At 32.1% G+C, this 16765-nt stretch carries 18 protein-coding genes; 8 read left to right on the top strand and 10 right to left on the bottom strand.

Going from position 1 to position 16765, the window contains the following annotated elements; all coding sequences use genetic code 11:
- Nucleotides 1-7: 7 nt before the first annotated feature.
- Genes BFJ87_RS11040 through BFJ87_RS11030 form a run of 3 tightly spaced genes read left to right on the top strand, consistent with a single transcriptional unit; the run spans nucleotide 8 to nucleotide 3012 of the window.
- A complete protein-coding gene (locus tag BFJ87_RS11040) occupies nucleotides 8-1405 on the top strand; it encodes a hypothetical protein (protein ID WP_077404236.1) in 1398 nt (465 codons plus the stop codon).
- A gap of 45 nt (nucleotides 1406-1450) precedes the next feature.
- Entirely contained in the window at nucleotides 1451-2569 is a 1119-nt protein-coding gene (locus tag BFJ87_RS11035) for an NAD(P)/FAD-dependent oxidoreductase (protein WP_077404233.1), read from the top strand.
- Nucleotides 2563-3012, top strand: coding sequence for a 3-oxoacyl-ACP synthase (locus tag BFJ87_RS11030; RefSeq protein ID WP_077404230.1), 450 nt, complete (start codon nucleotides 2563-2565; stop codon nucleotides 3010-3012). Before BFJ87_RS11035 ends, BFJ87_RS11030 begins: the two co-directional genes overlap by 7 nt.
- 66 nt (nucleotides 3013-3078) lie before the next feature.
- Here BFJ87_RS11030 and BFJ87_RS11025 read toward each other — a convergent pair whose 3' ends face one another.
- The 9 genes from BFJ87_RS11025 to BFJ87_RS10990 form a co-directional block, all read right to left on the bottom strand.
- On the bottom strand, nucleotides 3079-3465 hold the full coding sequence (locus tag BFJ87_RS11025) for a plastocyanin/azurin family copper-binding protein (RefSeq protein WP_077404227.1): 387 nt from the start codon (nucleotides 3463-3465) through the stop codon (nucleotides 3079-3081).
- 45 nt (nucleotides 3466-3510) lie between these two features.
- Nucleotides 3511-4044, bottom strand: coding sequence for a carboxymuconolactone decarboxylase family protein (locus BFJ87_RS11020; protein WP_077404224.1), 534 nt, complete (start codon nucleotides 4042-4044; stop codon nucleotides 3511-3513).
- A gap of 49 nt (nucleotides 4045-4093) precedes the next feature.
- Nucleotides 4094-4255: a hypothetical protein gene (locus BFJ87_RS16900; protein WP_171974504.1), complete on the bottom strand. Its 162-nt coding sequence runs from the start codon at nucleotides 4253-4255 to the stop codon at nucleotides 4094-4096.
- A gap of 97 nt (nucleotides 4256-4352) precedes the next feature.
- Nucleotides 4353-5195: a helix-turn-helix domain-containing protein gene (locus BFJ87_RS11015; protein WP_077404221.1), complete on the bottom strand. Its 843-nt coding sequence runs from the start codon at nucleotides 5193-5195 to the stop codon at nucleotides 4353-4355.
- A 130-nt stretch (nucleotides 5196-5325) separates the two neighbouring features.
- On the bottom strand, nucleotides 5326-6774 hold the full coding sequence (gene pyk / locus BFJ87_RS11010; RefSeq protein WP_077404218.1) for a pyruvate kinase: 1449 nt from the start codon (nucleotides 6772-6774) through the stop codon (nucleotides 5326-5328).
- Between the two features lie 2 nt (nucleotides 6775-6776).
- Nucleotides 6777-7241, bottom strand: a complete 465-nt coding sequence (locus tag BFJ87_RS11005) for an IPExxxVDY family protein (protein ID WP_013620830.1) — start codon at nucleotides 7239-7241, stop codon at nucleotides 6777-6779.
- Nucleotides 7242-7351: 110 nt separating this feature from the next.
- Nucleotides 7352-8092 (bottom strand): ribonuclease III, encoded by a 741-nt coding sequence (gene rnc, locus BFJ87_RS11000; protein ID WP_077404215.1) that lies wholly within the window; start codon nucleotides 8090-8092, stop codon nucleotides 7352-7354.
- Nucleotides 8093-8096: 4 nt separating this feature from the next.
- Nucleotides 8097-9347 (bottom strand): beta-ketoacyl-ACP synthase II, encoded by a 1251-nt coding sequence (gene fabF / locus BFJ87_RS10995; protein ID WP_077404212.1) that lies wholly within the window; start codon nucleotides 9345-9347, stop codon nucleotides 8097-8099.
- 114 nt (nucleotides 9348-9461) lie between these two features.
- On the bottom strand, nucleotides 9462-9695 hold the full coding sequence (locus BFJ87_RS10990) for an acyl carrier protein (protein WP_008269813.1): 234 nt from the start codon (nucleotides 9693-9695) through the stop codon (nucleotides 9462-9464).
- A gap of 162 nt (nucleotides 9696-9857) precedes the next feature.
- Here BFJ87_RS10990 and purN point away from each other — a divergent pair, with 162 nt between their 5' ends.
- The 5 genes from purN to BFJ87_RS10965 all read left to right on the top strand — a co-directional run bounded on the left by purN (nucleotide 9858) and on the right by BFJ87_RS10965 (nucleotide 15660).
- Nucleotides 9858-10424, top strand: a complete 567-nt coding sequence (gene purN, locus BFJ87_RS10985; RefSeq protein WP_077404209.1) for a phosphoribosylglycinamide formyltransferase — start codon at nucleotides 9858-9860, stop codon at nucleotides 10422-10424.
- Nucleotides 10425-11054, top strand: coding sequence for a ribonuclease H1 domain-containing protein (locus BFJ87_RS10980; protein ID WP_077404206.1), 630 nt, complete (start codon nucleotides 10425-10427; stop codon nucleotides 11052-11054).
- Between the two features lie 86 nt (nucleotides 11055-11140).
- Nucleotides 11141-12067, top strand: a complete 927-nt coding sequence (locus tag BFJ87_RS10975) for a PfkB family carbohydrate kinase (protein ID WP_077404203.1) — start codon at nucleotides 11141-11143, stop codon at nucleotides 12065-12067.
- 45 nt (nucleotides 12068-12112) lie between these two features.
- Nucleotides 12113-14011, top strand: a complete 1899-nt coding sequence (locus BFJ87_RS10970) for an amidophosphoribosyltransferase (protein ID WP_077404200.1) — start codon at nucleotides 12113-12115, stop codon at nucleotides 14009-14011.
- A gap of 752 nt (nucleotides 14012-14763) precedes the next feature.
- A complete protein-coding gene (locus BFJ87_RS10965; RefSeq protein WP_077404197.1) occupies nucleotides 14764-15660 on the top strand; it encodes a metalloprotease in 897 nt (298 codons plus the stop codon).
- Between the two features lie 407 nt (nucleotides 15661-16067).
- Here BFJ87_RS10965 and BFJ87_RS10960 read toward each other — a convergent pair whose 3' ends face one another.
- Nucleotides 16068-16676, bottom strand: a complete 609-nt coding sequence (locus BFJ87_RS10960; RefSeq protein ID WP_077404431.1) for a superoxide dismutase — start codon at nucleotides 16674-16676, stop codon at nucleotides 16068-16070.
- Between the last annotated feature and the right edge of the window lie 89 nt (nucleotides 16677-16765).

The raw sequence follows: 16765 nt of genomic DNA, 5'->3' as shown, positions 1-16765 counted from the left end.
AAGCAATATGCATTTAAAAAAAACAGTAAAAATAGTAGTCCCAATAATTATACTTTTAGGTATAGTTTATTGGGGCTATAAGTTTATAAACAAGACCTCTTCTTTATTAGGAGTTATACCTAAAAATGCAGATGCTGTTGTTAAAATAGATTTACATAGTATAAAAGAAACATTGGTTTTAGATGCGCTATCTTCACCTAAGTTTTATTATGATAACATATCATTTTCTGGCAGTAAAAATGAAAAAGATTCAACTTTAAATAAAGGTATAAACTTTAGTCCTTATGCGGCAGTATTATATACTTTTAAAGATGTTAAAAACACTATTTTTACTACATTTCCAATAAATAATTTTACAGATTTTAATGCATACATTAAAGTTTATGTACAAGATAAAAATAGTGTAATACAAAAAACAAATGGTTACCAATACTCGGTTTTAGAGAAATCTAAAGTTTGTATAGCTTGGAACTCTAAAAACCTAGTAATTGCAGCTACGCCAGAAAAAATAAACATTACAAAAATTTCTGCTGTTTTTACAGATGTTTTGGTAGATGAAAATTTGATTATAAATAAAAATAATAGCTTAATTCAGAAATTAAAAAGTGCCAAAGAGCACATAGTATACGTTAAGGGAGAAAGTGCTATTGGTTTAAATTTTGAAGACGGAAAACTAATGGCATCCGGACAATTAGAAGTTGATAAATCTTCAGTTTTTTCTAAAGAAATTATTGTAAATAGTATTCCAGATGCATCTCTGCAAATGTATTTAGATTATAGTTTTACAGATGAAAATCACAAGAAAGATTTTATATCAACCTTTAAAAATAGCTCTTTTTTACAAAAAAGTAATTTACAGATAGATAGTATTGCAAAATATAGTAATGGCTTTTTTAGCTTGGCAGTAAGTGGTAAAACCAAACAGCAAAACACTATTATTACCTATGATTATGATGAGAATTTTAATAAGGTAGAGAAGAAAACCGTGCAAGAAAAAGAAGCTCCAAAAATGTATATAAATTTTGGTGTAAATAAAAATGGTTTACAAGCGTATTTACAGGCGCAAGGAGCTGTAGAACAAAGTGTATTTACAGCATTACCTATTTATAATTTTTATGTGTCATCAACACCAAAAACAAGCTTGTTTGCCACTACTAAAAATAATCCTAAAACAGAGATTTTTAAAAGCACTAACTTTTTAGATATTACAGCAGATTTCTCTAAGTTAAATAACGATATAAGCTTTCCTAAATCCAATTTGCTATTTGGACTTTTAAACAGCTTAGACATAAAAGCAAATGTGGTTAAACCAGGAGTTGTTGGTCTAAAAGGCAAAGTATCTGCAAAAAGAGACGATGTAAATATTATAACTCAACTCTTTTTTGGCTTAGAAAAAGCTAAATAATATTTTAGCACACACTTACTTAGTTTTAGTTCTTATTTTAGTAAAATGAATTTTAGTTATTGGGAGCATAAAACGTGGTTATCTGCAATAGATTTTACTATTGTAGGTAGTGGTATTGTAGGCTTAAATTGTGCTTTGTATTTAAAAGAGCGTTTTCCTAAAGCCAAAATTTTAATTTTAGAAAAGGGTATGTTACCGCAAGGAGCCAGCACTAAAAATGCTGGGTTTGCTTGTTTTGGTAGTATTTCAGAAATTTTGTCAGATTTAAATGAGCATTCAGAAGAAGAAGTTGTGTCGCTTGTGCAGAAAAGATTAGAGGGTATAAATTTATTACGATCTAATTTAGGTGACAAAGCTATTGGATATAGAAATTATGGAGGTCACGAGTTGTTTTTAGATTCTAACTCTAATTTATATCAACACTGTTTAAGTAAATTAAACTCTGTAAACACTTTATTAAACCCAGTTTTTAAAGGAGATGCCTTTGTGTCTACCCAAAACAAATTCAACTTTAATAAAATACAAGAAAACTACATTACACATATTTTTGAAGCGCAAATAGACACTGGTAAAATGATGCAGTCTTTGTTAGCGAAAGCTCATCAAAAAGGTATTTTAATTTTAAATAATACAAGCGTAAAAGCATTTACCACAACGATTAATGGTGTAGCGGTAGAAACAAGTAATTTTACTTTACAGACTAAAAAGTTAGTGGTTGCAACCAATGGTTTTGCAGCAGAATTACTACAAGAAGAGGTCAAGCCAGCAAGAGCACAAGTTTTAGTAACAGCGCCTATACCCAATTTACATATTAAGGGCACTTTTCATTTAGATGAAGGATATTACTATTTTAGAAATATTGATGATAGAGTTTTATTTGGAGGAGGACGAAATTTAGACTTTAAAGCAGAAGAAACTACAGAGTTTGGACAAACCAAAATAGTGCAACAAAAACTTGAAGACGTATTAAAAGAAACAATTTTACCAAATACAGCGTTTACTATTGACAAAAAATGGAGTGGTATAATGGGTGTAGGAAAACAAAAAAAGCCAATAATAAATGAAGTTGAACCTAATGTGTATTGTGGTGTGCGTTTAGGCGGAATGGGAATTGCTATAGGTAGCTTAGTGGGTAAAGAATTAGCAGATTTAGTAGAATGGTAAACAAAGAAGAACTTTTAAAATTTTGTGCACGTTTTATAAACGATAGGGTCTCTAGAATACAAAAAAACATTGCAGGCGTACAGGAGTCGTTAACATCTGAAACTAAAAGTAGTGCTGGCGATAAACACGAAACCGGTAGGGCAATGTTGCAGTTAGAGCGAGAAAAACTTGGAGCGCAATTATTAGAGGCAGAAAAAATGCAACAGCTTTTATCTAAGGTAACAGCAACTAAAAATGCAACAGCAATTGGTTTAGGAAGTTTGGTGTATACAGAAAAAAACAATTATTTTTTATCAATTTCTGCTGGTGAATATGTTAATACTAATAATAAGGTGTATTGCATATCTGCCAATACGCCAATAGGTAAATTACTGCTAGGTAAAAGTGCAGGTAATAGTTTTGTTTTTAACGGAACTACAATAAAAATAACACAGGTTATTTAAAACAAAAATCCTTGATTAGCTTACAATAGCTAGTCAAGGATTTTATCACACAAAAAAGATTAAACTTTATTTTACTGTAATTGTGTTATCTGTTGCTGTTGGATTTAACGGGCAAAAATAAACGTATTCCCCTTTTTCTAAAACAGTAGCGTTAGACTTTTCTTTTTTACCGTTTGCAACTGCTTTTGTAACGTATGCAGTTTTAATATGGTTTTCTGGTTTGCTAACATCTTGTCCTTTTTTTACAAGTACAAAACCTACATCATGACCAACGTTATTGTTAGCAATTTCAAAAATATAGGTGCCAGGAGCAACAGTTAGGTTTTTTTGTGTAAACTCCCCTTTTGTTTGCTCTAAAGAAATTACTTTGCTCATTTTATCTTGAGCGTTACTTGTAAATACTACACCTACTAATAGGGCTACTAATGCAATTGCGTTTTTTAAATTTTTCATCTTGTTTTTGTTTTTATTGTTTGTAATTGTGTTTAAATTTATTTGTTATAAAGCTTGTGCTACGGGGAAATCTACAGGAACATCTGTTGTGCTGTGTATGTAGTTAGATATGGTTTTATCACCAACTAATACAATAGTATCTATTAAATTTTCTTTAGTGTAACCTGCGTTTAAAAAGTTGTCTACAACTGTAGCGTCTGTAGCGCCTCTTTTTTCGGTAATGTTTTTAGCCAAAGCAGCTAATGCATCTAATTTAGAGTCAAAAGAAGCTTTGCCAGCTCTAAGTTCTAGTATTTCTTCATCAGTAAAACCATTCATTTTACCTATGGCTGTGTGTGCAGATAAACAATAAATACAGTTATTTACTTGGCTAACGGCTAAGTTTACAGCTTCTTTTTCTTTTACAGATAAAGATGTTTTTGCGCTACTTAAATTAAGGTAGTTTTCTAATGCATTGTTAGAGTATGCATATGTTGCATATAGGTTTGGTACAAAACCTACTTTTTTCTCTAATGAATCAAAAATTGCTTGATTTTTTTCGCTTACCTCTGCTCTTGTTGGTACGTTAAATTTGCTCATAATTATTTTGTTTGATGTCATTTTTTTAAACGACAGTTATTATTATTAGTTATTGAAAATTTTGGATAAAAGGTTTTTCTGCATCACAATAAAAATCATGATGGTATTTTTTTTCACAATGGTCTGTAGCTAATACAGTCTGTTGTTTGCTTTTTTTACCTAGCCTAAATATTTCTATTAGGTTAAAAATAGATGTATGTATTAAGTTCATAATTGCGTTGTTTTATAATTACAATGCAAAGATGCGACCTATTAGAAGTTATTTGTTAATAGCAATTTCCCGACGGCTTGTAGAAATTTCCCGAGACTTAGTTTTTGTGTAACTCGCGGTATTTTGTAGGAGTGTAATTGGTCATTTTTTTAAAAAATGAACTAAAGTGTGCAGGATCATTAAAACCTAAATCGTAGGCAATTTCTTGGTTTTGTTTGTCTGTAAAATTTATTAGTCTTTTTGCTTCAAGTACAATTCTACTTAATATTATTTGCTGGGGTGAACTTTGGTTGTATAAAGCAAAAATGTTTGATAGTGTTTTAGGGCTTTTAAAAAGCAGGTCTGCATAGTCACTTACTTTACGTTTGGTTTTAAAATGCTCATCTACCAACACATTAAATTTGCGTACAATATCTATTTGCTCATTATTTAGCTTTTTTAAAGTTAACTGTTCTTTTGCTAAACGTGTACATATTATTATAAGCCTTTTTAAGAGCATCTGTAGCATATCTCCTTGTATTTTGTCAGATGTGCTAAACTCATCTATAAAAATCTCGTATAAGGTGCTAAATTTACGTTCTTGGTCTTTAGGTATGGTTACTATGGGTAACTCTTGTGTTCCAAAAAATAAAATACCATTACATGATACCTCACTGTCATGATCTCTAATACAGTAAAAAGGCCTGTTAAACATAAAAGCGGTTAAAGGTTTTTCTGTTTTATTGTAAGATACGTGGTGTAAGTATGTGGTTGTAATTAATTGGTTGGGTTGTAGCGTAACAATGGTATTGTCTATTTCTAAAGTAACAGCTGTATTATTTTGGTTCCATAAAATACTTATAGTGTCTTTGTTGGTATTAAAGTAGGTTAGATTTTTTTTGATATCATCTGTCATTCCAAAAACAGAGTCTACTTTAGTATCGGTATATTTAAATTTCATAAAGACGTGTATTAATACGGTAATTTAATAGTCTTTTAAATTAAAGTTTACTTACAGTATTGCTTGGGTATAAATAAAAAATCCTGAGCTAAAAAACTCAGGATTTTTAAATAATAAACTTAAATGTTTTCTATTTTTTTACGTTACATGATTCTATTTCTGTAACACGTAATGTATTTACCATACCTTTATTTGCTATTGGCATAGCAGCAAGACTTATAAGCATATCGCCAGCTTCTAAAAATCCTTTTTGGCAAGCAATAGCATTTACATCTTCTATAGTTTCATCTGTAGTTACATACTTGTCATAATAAAATGCTTTAACACCCCATAAAAGGTTTAATTGTGTTAATATTCTTTTATTAGAAGTAAATACTAAAATGTGAGCACTTGGTCTCCAAGCAGAAATCTGAAAAGCAGTATAACCACTATTAGTTAACGTAGAAATAGCTTTTGCTTTAATTTCATTTGCCATTATAGCAGCATGGTAACAAACCGATTTTGTTATGTATCTGTTAGTTTTTACATGTGGTGGGTTGTGAGGTACAGAAATTAAGTCTGAACCTTCTACACTCATTAAAATACTAGACATTTTTTCTATTACCTGTACTGGATAATTACCAACAGAAGTTTCTCCAGAAAGCATTACAGCATCTGCACCATCCATAACAGAGTTGGCAACATCGTTAACCTCTGCACGTGTTGGCGTTAGGCTCGTAATCATTGTTTCCATCATTTGTGTAGCAATAATTACAGGAATACGAGCTTTTTTAGCCGTTAGTACTAATTGCTTTTGAATTAATGGCACTTCATGAGCAGGTACTTCTACACCTAAATCTCCACGGGCAACCATTAAGCCATCACAATAAGCAACAATTTTATCTATATTTTCTACAGCTTCTGGCTTTTCTATTTTTGCTATAATAGGAATTTTATGCTCAGAGTGTTTTTTAATTAATGCTTGTAAATCAATTAAATCTTGACTAAAACGAACAAAAGAAAGAGCAATCCAATCTACATCTTGCGAAATTGCAAAAATTGCATCTTTAATATCTTTTTCTGTAAGTGCAGGTAAAGATATATTTGTGTTAGGTAAGTTTACCCCTTTTTTAGATTTTAAAGGTCCACCTTGTATTACCTCTGCCTTAACTTCGTCTTTTTTGTTGGTAGATATTACTTTAAACATTAGTTTACCATCATCTAAAAGAACCAGTTCTCCTGGTTTAACATCTTTAGGGAAAGAGGCATAGTTCATATATACCTTTTCTGCAGTACCCTCAAAAGGTTTACCTGTAACAAAAGATATTTTGTCACCAGGTGAAACAACAACTTCACCAGCCATAACCCCAACTCTTAGTTTAGGTCCTTGTAAATCTGCTAATATAGAAGTGTTAGAGCCTAGCTCCTCACTTAATTCACGTATCATTTTAACACGCTCTGTAACATCTGAATAATCTGCGTGAGAAAAGTTAATTCTGAAGACATTAACTCCAGCATTAATCATATCTCTTAAAACTTCTTTTTTGCTTGTAGCAGGCCCTAGGGTTGCTACTATTTTTGTTTTTTTGTTAGTTGGCATTGTTAAAAAATTAAGTTGTTTTTAGATTTTAGGTTATCAACATCTATACTGTAAGCAGTAACAATTTTTGGTATGCTTACAATTTGTTTTAAAATTGAAGCTACAATTTCTTTGTCTTCTTGCTCTATTTTTAAAAAGTAATCCACATCCTTATACTCAGGAATAAGATAGTGCGTTGTGTATGATAGTTCACTACCAAACAAACCTCCTTGTTCTTCTTGTTCTTCTATTTTGCTATGGTTGCTAATTAAAGTCCAGTAGTTGTGGTTGTCTACATCTTCCCACTCAAAAAAAGGAAAAGAAATGCGCTTATTTACATCTAAATCTATTTTAGCTCTTCTAAAATTAGATTTTAAAAATAAATTAAGATTATAACCAATTGCGTAATCTTCTAGACTGCTGTGTAGAGCAATTAATGAAAAAGAATCCTCAAAAAAATCTTCAGAAATTTTATGTATAGCTCCCATATTCTTTATGTCTGAAAGAGTAAATATAGGATTAAAACTTATACTAGCCTAGTATGTTTTAAGGTTTAAGCAAGGTATTTAAAACGAAAACGTTTTAGTTAACAATTATTTTACTTAGACTTCTTAATTTTGTCTTGTAAAGCAAAAAAAGCACGTTTTGATGCTGCTTCCTCAGCCTTCTTTTTTGATGTTGCTCTGGCTTTTGCAATAACATTATTATCTATAGAAAGTTTAACGGCAAAGTGTTTTAAGGTGTCATTGCCAGTATCTTCATAAACATTATAATTAAATTGCTTTTTTTGTTTTTGGCACCACTCTATAACTAGGCTTTTGTAACTAATTACTCTGCCTTCTAATTGCTCTATATCAACATAAGGACCAATTACTCTTTCATTAATAAATTTTTCGCAATAGGCATAACCTCTATCTAAATATATGGCGCCAACTAACGCTTCAAAAACATTGCCGTGTATGTTGTCTCCAAAATGTGATTTAGAAATTCTGCTTTCTACATACTTTATGAGTTCTAAATCCTTACCTAATTCGTTTAAATGCTCTCTACTAACAATTTTAGAGCGCATTTTGGTTAAGTACCCTTCGTCTCCTAGTGGTACTTCATTATACAGGTATTTAGAAATAATTGTACCTAGCATAGAATCTCCTAAAAATTCCAAGCGTTCGTAATTTAAAGGATTACCGTCTTTATCTTTTTTATTTGCAGATCTATGCAAAAAAGCTTTGCGGTATATGCTTATTTTTTTAGGTTTAAAACCTAAAATGTGTGTTATTCCTAAAAAAAAATCCCCATCTTTTTTTGGATGGGAATTAAATATTTTGGAGATAAAACTCATTCTCTTAGTTTAATTTTTTAAAAATTACACAAGCATTGTGCCCACCAAAACCAAACGTATTGCTTAATGCAACGTTTACATCTCTTTTTTGAGCTTTATTAAGTGTAAGGTTTAACTTAGGGTCTATGTTTTCATCTACCGTTTCATGGTTAATTGTAGGCGGTACAATACCGTGCTGCATTGCAAGTATAGAGGCAATTGCTTCTATTGCACCGGCAGCTCCTAACAAGTGACCCGTCATAGACTTTGTAGAGTTTATGTTAATATTATGTGCGTGTTCGCCAAAAACTTTGCTAATAGCTTTTAATTCTGCAACATCTCCTAAAGGTGTAGATGTACCGTGAGTGTTAATTGCGTCTACATCTTCTGGTTTTAAGCCAGCATCTCTTAAGCAGTTTTCCATAACACGTACAACACCTATACCTTCTGGGTGTGGTGCTGTCATATGGTAGGCATCACTAGATAAGCCGCCACCTGCTACTTCTGCGTATATTTTTGCGCCTCTGGCAACAGCGTGCTCATATTCCTCTAGAACTAAAGCTCCAGCTCCTTCGCCTAAAACAAAACCGTCTCTGTTAGCGTCAAAAGGTCTTGATGCCGTTTCTGGACTATCATTTCTAGTAGATAATGCGTGCATAGCGCCAAAACCACCCATACCTGCAATAGTAACAGCAGCCTCACTACCACCTGTAACAACAACATCACAATGGCCAAGGCGTATAGTGTTTAATGCGTCTATAATTGCATTTGCAGAAGACGCACATGCAGACACAGTAGTATAGTTTGGCCCCATAAAACCGTGTTTAATAGATATGTTTCCTGGTGCTATATCAGCAATCATTTTTGGTATAAAGAAAGGGTTAAACCTTGGTGTGCCATCTCCTTCAGCAAAGTTAAGTACTTCATTCTGGAAAGTTTCTAAGCCACCAATACCAGCTCCCCAAATTACGCCTACTCTAAACTTATCTAGAGCGTCTAAATCTAATTTAGAATCAGCTATTGCTTCATCTGCAGAGACCATAGCGTATTGAGCAAACTTGTCTAATTTACGTGCTTCTTTTCTATCAAAAAAATCTGCAGGATTATAGTTTTTTAATTCGCAGGCAAATTTTGTTTTAAATTTTTCTGCATCATAATGGGTAATAGGGGCAGATCCGCTTCTTCCATTTACTAACCCATCCCAGTATTCTTCTATGTTATTGCCTATAGGCGTTAAAGCTCCTAGACCTGTAACTACAACTCGCTTTAATTGCATGAACTCAAATTTTGTTAAATCTATTAATTAGATATGTGTAAATTAAAAAAAAAAATCCATGCAGCAAGACTACCACATGGATATTTTTTTAAATCTTGTTCAAGATATAATAAATTACTTTGCTTCTTCTATATAACTTATTGCTTGACCAACTGTTGCAATGTTTTCTGCTTGATCATCTGGAATTTGAATATCGAATTCTTTTTCGAACTCCATAATTAACTCAACAGTATCTAAAGAATCTGCTCCTAAGTCGTTAGTAAAGCTCGCTTCTGTAACAACTTCGTTCTCATCAACTCCTAATTTGTCAACGATTATAGCTTTTACTCTTGATGCAATGTCTGACATAATAATTTTGTTTTAATAATTTTAATTGAAGGCAAAAATAAAAAACTTTGGTTTAAATACACCATTTGTCGTTAAAATGTGTCAATTTTTAATTTAATTTAATATTGAAGTGTTAATTTTACACCTCATTTTTTATTCAATAATTACCTTATTTGGCGCTCTATGAAACGTATTGTTCTACTTGCTTCTGGTTCTGGTTCTAATGTAGAGAACATAGCAAATTATTTTAAAGACAACCCTTTGGTTACTATTACCTGTGTACTTACTAACAAAAGAGATGCCAAAGTTATAGATAGGTGTAATAGATTGAATATTAGTTGCTTACACTTCAATAGAGAGTCGTTCTCTAAAACAGACTGCCTTTTAAACATTATTAAGGGTATGGAGCCAGATTTAATTATTTTGGCTGGTTTTTTACTTAAAATACCTCAAAAATTTGTCACAGCCTTTCCAAATAAGATTATAAATATACACCCAGCTTTGCTTCCAAAATATGGAGGAAAAGGAATGTATGGTATGCATGTGCACAATGCAGTTAAAAATAATAATGAGACCAAAACAGGTATCACTATTCATTATGTAAATGAAAATTATGATGAAGGAGCAATAATTTATCAGGCAGAAACAGAAATAAATAGTAACGATACTGCGGATAATATTGCAGCTAAAGTACATACATTGGAATATGAGCATTTTCCAAAAGTGATAAATCAACTTTTATCAAACTAAATGGGAAAAGGAAAATTTTATACAGTTTGGAAAGGTAAAAAACCTGGAATTTATGATTCTTGGGCTGCTTGCAAAGCTGCTATTAATAAAGAAAAAGGCGCCCAGTATAAGTCTTTTCCAACTTTTGAAGCTGCAAAAAAAGCTTTTAATGGTAGTTATGATGATTATAAAGGTAAAAAAATTACTACAAGTTTGTCTGAAGCAGAGCTAGATAAAATAGGGCAACCAAATTATAACTCTATTGCTGTGGATGCAGCATCTAGTGGCAACCCAGGTGTTATGGAATACCGTGGTGTAGACACCCAAACCGCCAAAGAGCTTTTTAAACAAGGGCCTTTTAAACAAGGTACTAATAATATAGGAGAGTTTTTAGCTTTGGTACATGGTTTGGCATATCTTAAAAAAAATAATAGTAACCGTATAATTTATACAGACTCTAGAACAGCTATGAGTTGGGTGCGCAAAAAAAAGTGCAATAGTAAATTAAAAGAGTCTAAAAAAAATGAAGATGTTTTTGAGTTAATACGTAGAGCAGAAGATTGGCTAAAAACGAATACGTATACCACTATAATTGTAAAATGGGAAACTAAAGCTTGGGGAGAAATTCCTGCAGATTTTGGCCGTAAATAGTACTTTTTCTTGTTTTTATAAATTGATGTTCTATTGCTTCGGAATTGCTATTTCAAAAATGTATCTTTGCACCAAAATTAACTTATATGAGCAAATTGTTAATTGTGGGTACGGTAGCTTTTGATGCTATAGAAACCCCTTTTGGTAAAACAGATGTTATTCTTGGTGGTGCAGCAACGTACATAGCTTTAGCTGCGTCACAATTTAAAGTAAACTCTGCAATAGTATCTGTTGTTGGTGAAGATTTTCCTCAAGAACACCTAGACTTACTAAAGAGTAAAAATGTAGATTTATCTGCCTTAGAAATTGTAAAAGGTGGTAAAACATTTTACTGGAAAGGTAAATATCATAATGATTTAAATTCTAGAGATACCTTAGCTACAGAGTTAAACGTATTGGCAGATTTTAAACCAGTAGTTCCAGAAAGTTATAAAGAAGCAGATGTTGTTATGTTAGGAAACCTACACCCTAGCGTACAAATGAGTGTTATTGAACAAATGACAAAAAAACCAAAGCTTATTGTTTTAGATACAATGAATTTTTGGATGGATAATGCATTAGATGAATTGTTAAACGTAATTAAACATATAGATGTTATTACAATTAATGATGAAGAGGCTAGACAATTAACAGGAGAATACTCTTTAGTTAAAGCAGCTGCCAAAATACAAACAATGGGTCCAAAATTTGTTGTGATAAAAAAAGGAGAGCACGGAGCATTATTATTTAAAGATGATAATGTGTTTTTTGCACCAGCATTACCTTTAGAAGAAGTTTTTGATCCTACAGGGGCCGGAGATACTTTTGCAGGTGGTTTTTCTGGATATATAGCTGCATCTGGTAATGTGTCTTTTGATAATTTAAAAAGTGCAATTATTCATGGCTCCAATTTAGCATCTTTTTGTGTAGAGCGCTTTGGCACAGAGCGTATGGAGAAGTTAGAGAAAACAGAAGTAGATAAAAGACTGCGTCAGTTTGCAGAATTAACCCAGTTTAACATAGAATTACAATAATTACAAGCCCATTTATGGGCTTTTTTTAATATCAATTTATAAGAAATGAGTGACGCCATTAAACACGAATGTGGAATTTCTATGATTAGGCTGTTAAAGCCCTTAGAGTATTACAAAGAAAAGTACGGTACAGCTTTTTACGGAGTAAATAAAATGTACTTAATGATGGAAAAACAGCATAACCGTGGACAAGACGGTGCAGGTTTTGCCAGCATTAAATTAGATATGAAACAAGGGGAGCGTTACATGAGTAGAGTTCGTTCTGCTCAAAGTCAGCCAATACAAGATATTTTTGCTCAAATTAATGACCGTATAAACTCTGCTTTACAAGAAAACCCAGAGTATGTAGACAATGTTGCTTTGCAAAAAAAACACATACCTTATATAGGAGAGGTGTTATTGGGGCACGTACGTTATGGTACTTTTGGTAAAAATAGTATAGAAAGCGTACACCCGTTTTTAAGACAAAACAATTGGATGCACAGAAACTTAATTGTTGCAGGGAACTTTAACATGACAAATGTTAATGAGCTTTTTGACAATTTGGTGCAAATTGGCCAACACCCAAAAGAAATGGCAGATACGGTAACTGTTATGGAAAAAATAGGTCATTTTTTAGATGATGCCGTAGCAAAACTGTACAAACAAATTAAAAAGGAAGGCTTTACTAAATTAGAAGCTTCACCAATTATAGCAGAGCGTTTAAACGTAGCTAAAATTCTTAAAAAAGCAGCCAAAAACTGGGATGGTGGTTACGCAATGTCTGGTTTATTGGGTCACGGAGATAGTTTTGTTCTTAGAGATCCTGCTGGTATTAGACCTGTGTATTATTATAAGGATGATGAGGTTGTTGTTGTTGCATCAGAGAGGCCAGCAATACAAACAGTATTTAATGTTCCTTTTCAAGAAATAAAAGAACTAGAACCAGGACACGCCCTTATAGTTAAAAAAAGCGGTAAGGCAAGTATTAAGCAAATATTAGAACCAGTAGAGCGCAAAGCTTGTTCTTTTGAGCGTATCTATTTTTCTAGAGGCAGTGATAAAGAAATCTATAAAGAGCGTAAAGAATTAGGTAAGTTGCTGTTTCCGCAAATATTAGAATCTATAGATGGTGATATTAAAAATACTGTTTTTTCATACATTCCTAATACAGCAGAAACTTCTTTTTATGGTATGGTTAAAGAGGCTCAAAACCACTTAAACCGCAAAAAGGAAGAGCAAATTTTGTCTATAGGAAGAAAAATTACATCTGAAGAATTACATGAAATTTTGGAAGTTAGACCACGCATAGAGAAAGTGGCTATTAAAGACGCTAAATTAAGAACCTTTATAACACAAGATAGTAGTAGAGATGATTTGGTTGCGCACGTTTACGATATATCATACGGATCTGTAAAAAAGGGAGATAACCTTGTTATTATAGATGATAGTATTGTACGTGGTACAACGCTTAAAAAAAGTATTTTAAAAATATTAGATAGGTTATTACCAAAAAAGATTGTAGTTGTTTCTTCTGCACCTCAAATAAGGTATCCGGATTGCTATGGAATAGATATGGCTAAACTAGAAGACTTTATTGCCTTTAGAGCTGCCTTAGCATTACATAAAGAAAATAACTCTATGGATATTGTTAAAAGTATTTATGAAAAATGCTTAACACAAGTAAATAGGCCCGATAAAGAGGTTGTAAACTTTGTAAAAGAGTTTTATAAACCCTTTACTGCAAAGCAAATTTCTAAAAAAATTGGAGAATTACTAAGCTCCTCAGAAATTAAAGCTGAAGTAGAAATTATATACCAAACTGTAGAGAGCCTACATGAAGCTTGCCCTAAAAACTTAGGAGATTGGTACTTTACAGGAGATTACCCAACTCCAGGAGGTAACAGGGTGGTTAACAGAGCATTTATTAACTTTTATGAAGGTAAAAGTGAACGTGCGTATTAAATAGTATCGATGAAATGCATATAATAGTGTATTTTGTCGGTAATATATGCGTTTTACCTTTTTTATAGCGCTAAAGGGTGTACACATAACTAATTTTGTGAAAACCATAGCATAAGTAGGTTAAGTTCATGGTAAAATTTGGGGAAAAGGTGGAGGAAACTCCGCCTTTTTATTTTTTATGCAGTGTCATTCATCGGATTATATGTAGTTAAACTGATGAAATGGGCGTTAATCCGATACTTTAGGAACTAGATATAAACTTAAGTTATCTTTGCCGTACCATAGCATAAGTAGGTTAAGTTCATGGTAAGATTTGGGGAAAAAGGTGGAGGAAACTCTACCTTTTTATTTTTAACTACTTTCCTGAAATTCAATTCCTTTTAATAAATATATAAAAAACACTTAGTCTAGTAAACTCTTTAGTTTAACTAATATTGTTTATTGCATTATATAATTAATATACATTTGTTATCACCATAGCATAAGTAGGTTAAGTTCATGGTAAGATTTGGGGAAAAAGGCGAAGGGAACTTCGCCTTTTTATTTTATACCATATTTGTAAATTCTTTTCTTTTAGTTGTTTCCAACTTACTCATTATTAATACTTTTTAATTATAATCATTTTTTTTACAACTAATACTCTAGTAATCCGATAGTTATATGTGTATTGTTAATTTTTGTTTAATATTTCATAATTAGTAAGAAAATATTTACTAATATTGTGTTAACTAATAATCAATAAAATATTAATTATGAAAAACTTAAATTTTAAAAGAACCTACCTATTAGGGTTAACTTTTGTCGCAGTTTTACAGTCTTGTTCTAAAGATACTGAGACCTTTGAGGCAGAAACAGAAGTTGCAGAAGTAAAAGAATTAGCTATTGCTGAAGCTTTTGAAGATGAGTTGCATGAATGTGGTTATGTAGATCGTAACTGGAGTAGTACTGCTTATTTAAGCAGTTCAATAGGTACATCTTCTGAGACAAACTTTATGCAAACTCAAAATTCTAGAATAGCAGCAGTATGGGGAAGGCCAGCAGTACCTTTAAGTTTTGTAAAAGACAACTCCAATCCTAACTCTACTTATAACGCAATATCTTATGGTAGTGGTAAAATTTATTACGGAGAGGCAATTTACAATGCAGCAAAGGCTCAAGGTCAAATAGCTAATGTAATGATTTTGGCACATGAGTTTGCGCACCAATTACAATTTACTTATGGTTACCCATCTAAAAATGAGTCTACAGCAAGAGCTGCAGAATTAGAGGCAGATGGTATGGCTGGTTACTATTTAAGAAGACCTAATGGATATAATAAAACCAGTTTTTCTCAAATTGCAACTGCTTACGAGTTTGCAGCGTCTATTGGCGATAACAACACAACAAGTCCAGGGCACCACGGCAGAAATTACCAAAGACGATCTGCTGTTAGGTTAGGTTTTTTATTAGGAGCTTACGATTTAAACGCAGCTAGTTTTGACTATAATTTCTTTTATTATTACAATGGGGTTTTAAATGGTTCTTACAAGCAAGAAAAATCTGAATTTTTTAATCCAGAGTTAGATAAGTATATACGTTCTTACGCTAAAGAATTGCAAAATATTAGAAGCGGAGAAATGACAGATGATGAATATTTTAATCTAGATTAAAAATTTATGAACACCTACTTTAGTATAATTTTTTAATTAGCACTAAAATTTTAACAAAACTATGGGATTTTTGAGTTGAATTTCTAGTTGGTTTTTGGAGAAAAGACGAAGGAAACTTCGTCTTTTTGTTTGCTTGTAATCAAGCTATTAGGGTGCATTTCATCGATGTTATTTGCAAAATAATGTATTATTGTGTTAATTTTTTTGCAGATTTTTTTTTTTATTAGACACAATACCAGTAATTTAGCAGAGCCATAGCATAAGTAGGTTAAGTTTATGGTAAGATTTGGGACGAAAAGGGTGGAGACTTCTCTGCCCTTTTCTATTTTATAAAATTTTGTAAATAAAAAACATAAAAAAAGCCGCTCTAAATTAAGAGCGGCTTTTTTGTTTTTAAGTGTATTATTTTATTTGTTACTTGCGTATAGCTCAGCTACTTTTTCCCAATTTATTACATTAAAAAAACCACCAATATAGTCAGGTCTTCTGTTTTGGTAATTTAAGTAATAAGCGTGTTCCCATACGTCTAATCCTAAAATAGGAAAACCGCCACAGCCAACACCTGGCATTAAAGGATTATCTTGGTTTGGAGAAGAACAAACTTCTACTTTACCACCTTTATGTACACATAGCCAAGCCCAACCAGAACCAAATCTAGTTGCTGCTGCAGTAGAAAAAGCTTCTTTAAAAGCATCAAAAGAACCATATGCATCGTTAATTGCTGTTGCTAATTCGCCTGTTGGCTCACCACCACCGTTTGGCGACATAACTTCCCAAAAAAGTGAGTGGTTGTAAAAACCACCACCATTGTTACGTACAGCACCATTGCTCATATCTAAATTAGTTAAAATATCTTCTATAGATTTTCCTGCTAAATCTGTACCTTCAATAGCACCATTAAGTTTAGTAGTATATCCGTTGTGATGTTTTGTATGGTGTATTTCCATAGTTCTAGCATCAATATGTGGTTCTAACGCATCATATGCGTAAGGTAATTTTGGTAATTCAAAAGCCATAATTATATCTATTTTTAAGTTAAAAAAATGTCGTAGCTCAAATTTACAATATTCTATGGCATTTTCCATAACGTTTGTGTTAAGAACAT

Origin of the sequence: Cellulophaga omnivescoria (assembly GCF_001999725.1) — a bacterium.
GTDB lineage: Bacteria > Bacteroidota > Bacteroidia > Flavobacteriales > Flavobacteriaceae > Cellulophaga > Cellulophaga omnivescoria.
The sequence above is the reverse complement of the archived record's forward strand: the minus strand, read 5'-3'. Positions and strand labels throughout refer to the sequence as shown.

Coding starts and splice junctions, on each gene's coding strand:
- BFJ87_RS11040 (WP_077404236.1), top strand. CDS start 8: ATGCATTTAAAAAAAACAGTAAAAATAGTAGTCCCAATAATTATACTT.
- BFJ87_RS11035 (WP_077404233.1), top strand. CDS start 1,451: ATGAATTTTAGTTATTGGGAGCATAAAACGTGGTTATCTGCAATAGAT.
- BFJ87_RS11030 (WP_077404230.1), top strand. CDS start 2,563: ATGGTAAACAAAGAAGAACTTTTAAAATTTTGTGCACGTTTTATAAAC.
- BFJ87_RS11025 (WP_077404227.1), bottom strand. CDS start 3,465: ATGAAAAATTTAAAAAACGCAATTGCATTAGTAGCCCTATTAGTAGGT.
- BFJ87_RS11020 (WP_077404224.1), bottom strand. CDS start 4,044: ATGAGCAAATTTAACGTACCAACAAGAGCAGAGGTAAGCGAAAAAAAT.
- BFJ87_RS16900 (WP_171974504.1), bottom strand. CDS start 4,255: ATGAACTTAATACATACATCTATTTTTAACCTAATAGAAATATTTAGG.
- BFJ87_RS11015 (WP_077404221.1), bottom strand. CDS start 5,195: ATGAAATTTAAATATACCGATACTAAAGTAGACTCTGTTTTTGGAATG.
- pyk (WP_077404218.1), bottom strand. CDS start 6,774: ATGCCAACTAACAAAAAAACAAAAATAGTAGCAACCCTAGGGCCTGCT.
- BFJ87_RS11005 (WP_013620830.1), bottom strand. CDS start 7,241: ATGGGAGCTATACATAAAATTTCTGAAGATTTTTTTGAGGATTCTTTT.
- rnc (WP_077404215.1), bottom strand. CDS start 8,092: ATGAGTTTTATCTCCAAAATATTTAATTCCCATCCAAAAAAAGATGGG.
- fabF (WP_077404212.1), bottom strand. CDS start 9,347: ATGCAATTAAAGCGAGTTGTAGTTACAGGTCTAGGAGCTTTAACGCCT.
- BFJ87_RS10990 (WP_008269813.1), bottom strand. CDS start 9,695: ATGTCAGACATTGCATCAAGAGTAAAAGCTATAATCGTTGACAAATTA.
- purN (WP_077404209.1), top strand. CDS start 9,858: ATGAAACGTATTGTTCTACTTGCTTCTGGTTCTGGTTCTAATGTAGAG.
- BFJ87_RS10980 (WP_077404206.1), top strand. CDS start 10,425: ATGGGAAAAGGAAAATTTTATACAGTTTGGAAAGGTAAAAAACCTGGA.
- BFJ87_RS10975 (WP_077404203.1), top strand. CDS start 11,141: ATGAGCAAATTGTTAATTGTGGGTACGGTAGCTTTTGATGCTATAGAA.
- BFJ87_RS10970 (WP_077404200.1), top strand. CDS start 12,113: ATGAGTGACGCCATTAAACACGAATGTGGAATTTCTATGATTAGGCTG.
- BFJ87_RS10965 (WP_077404197.1), top strand. CDS start 14,764: ATGAAAAACTTAAATTTTAAAAGAACCTACCTATTAGGGTTAACTTTT.
- BFJ87_RS10960 (WP_077404431.1), bottom strand. CDS start 16,676: ATGGCTTTTGAATTACCAAAATTACCTTACGCATATGATGCGTTAGAA.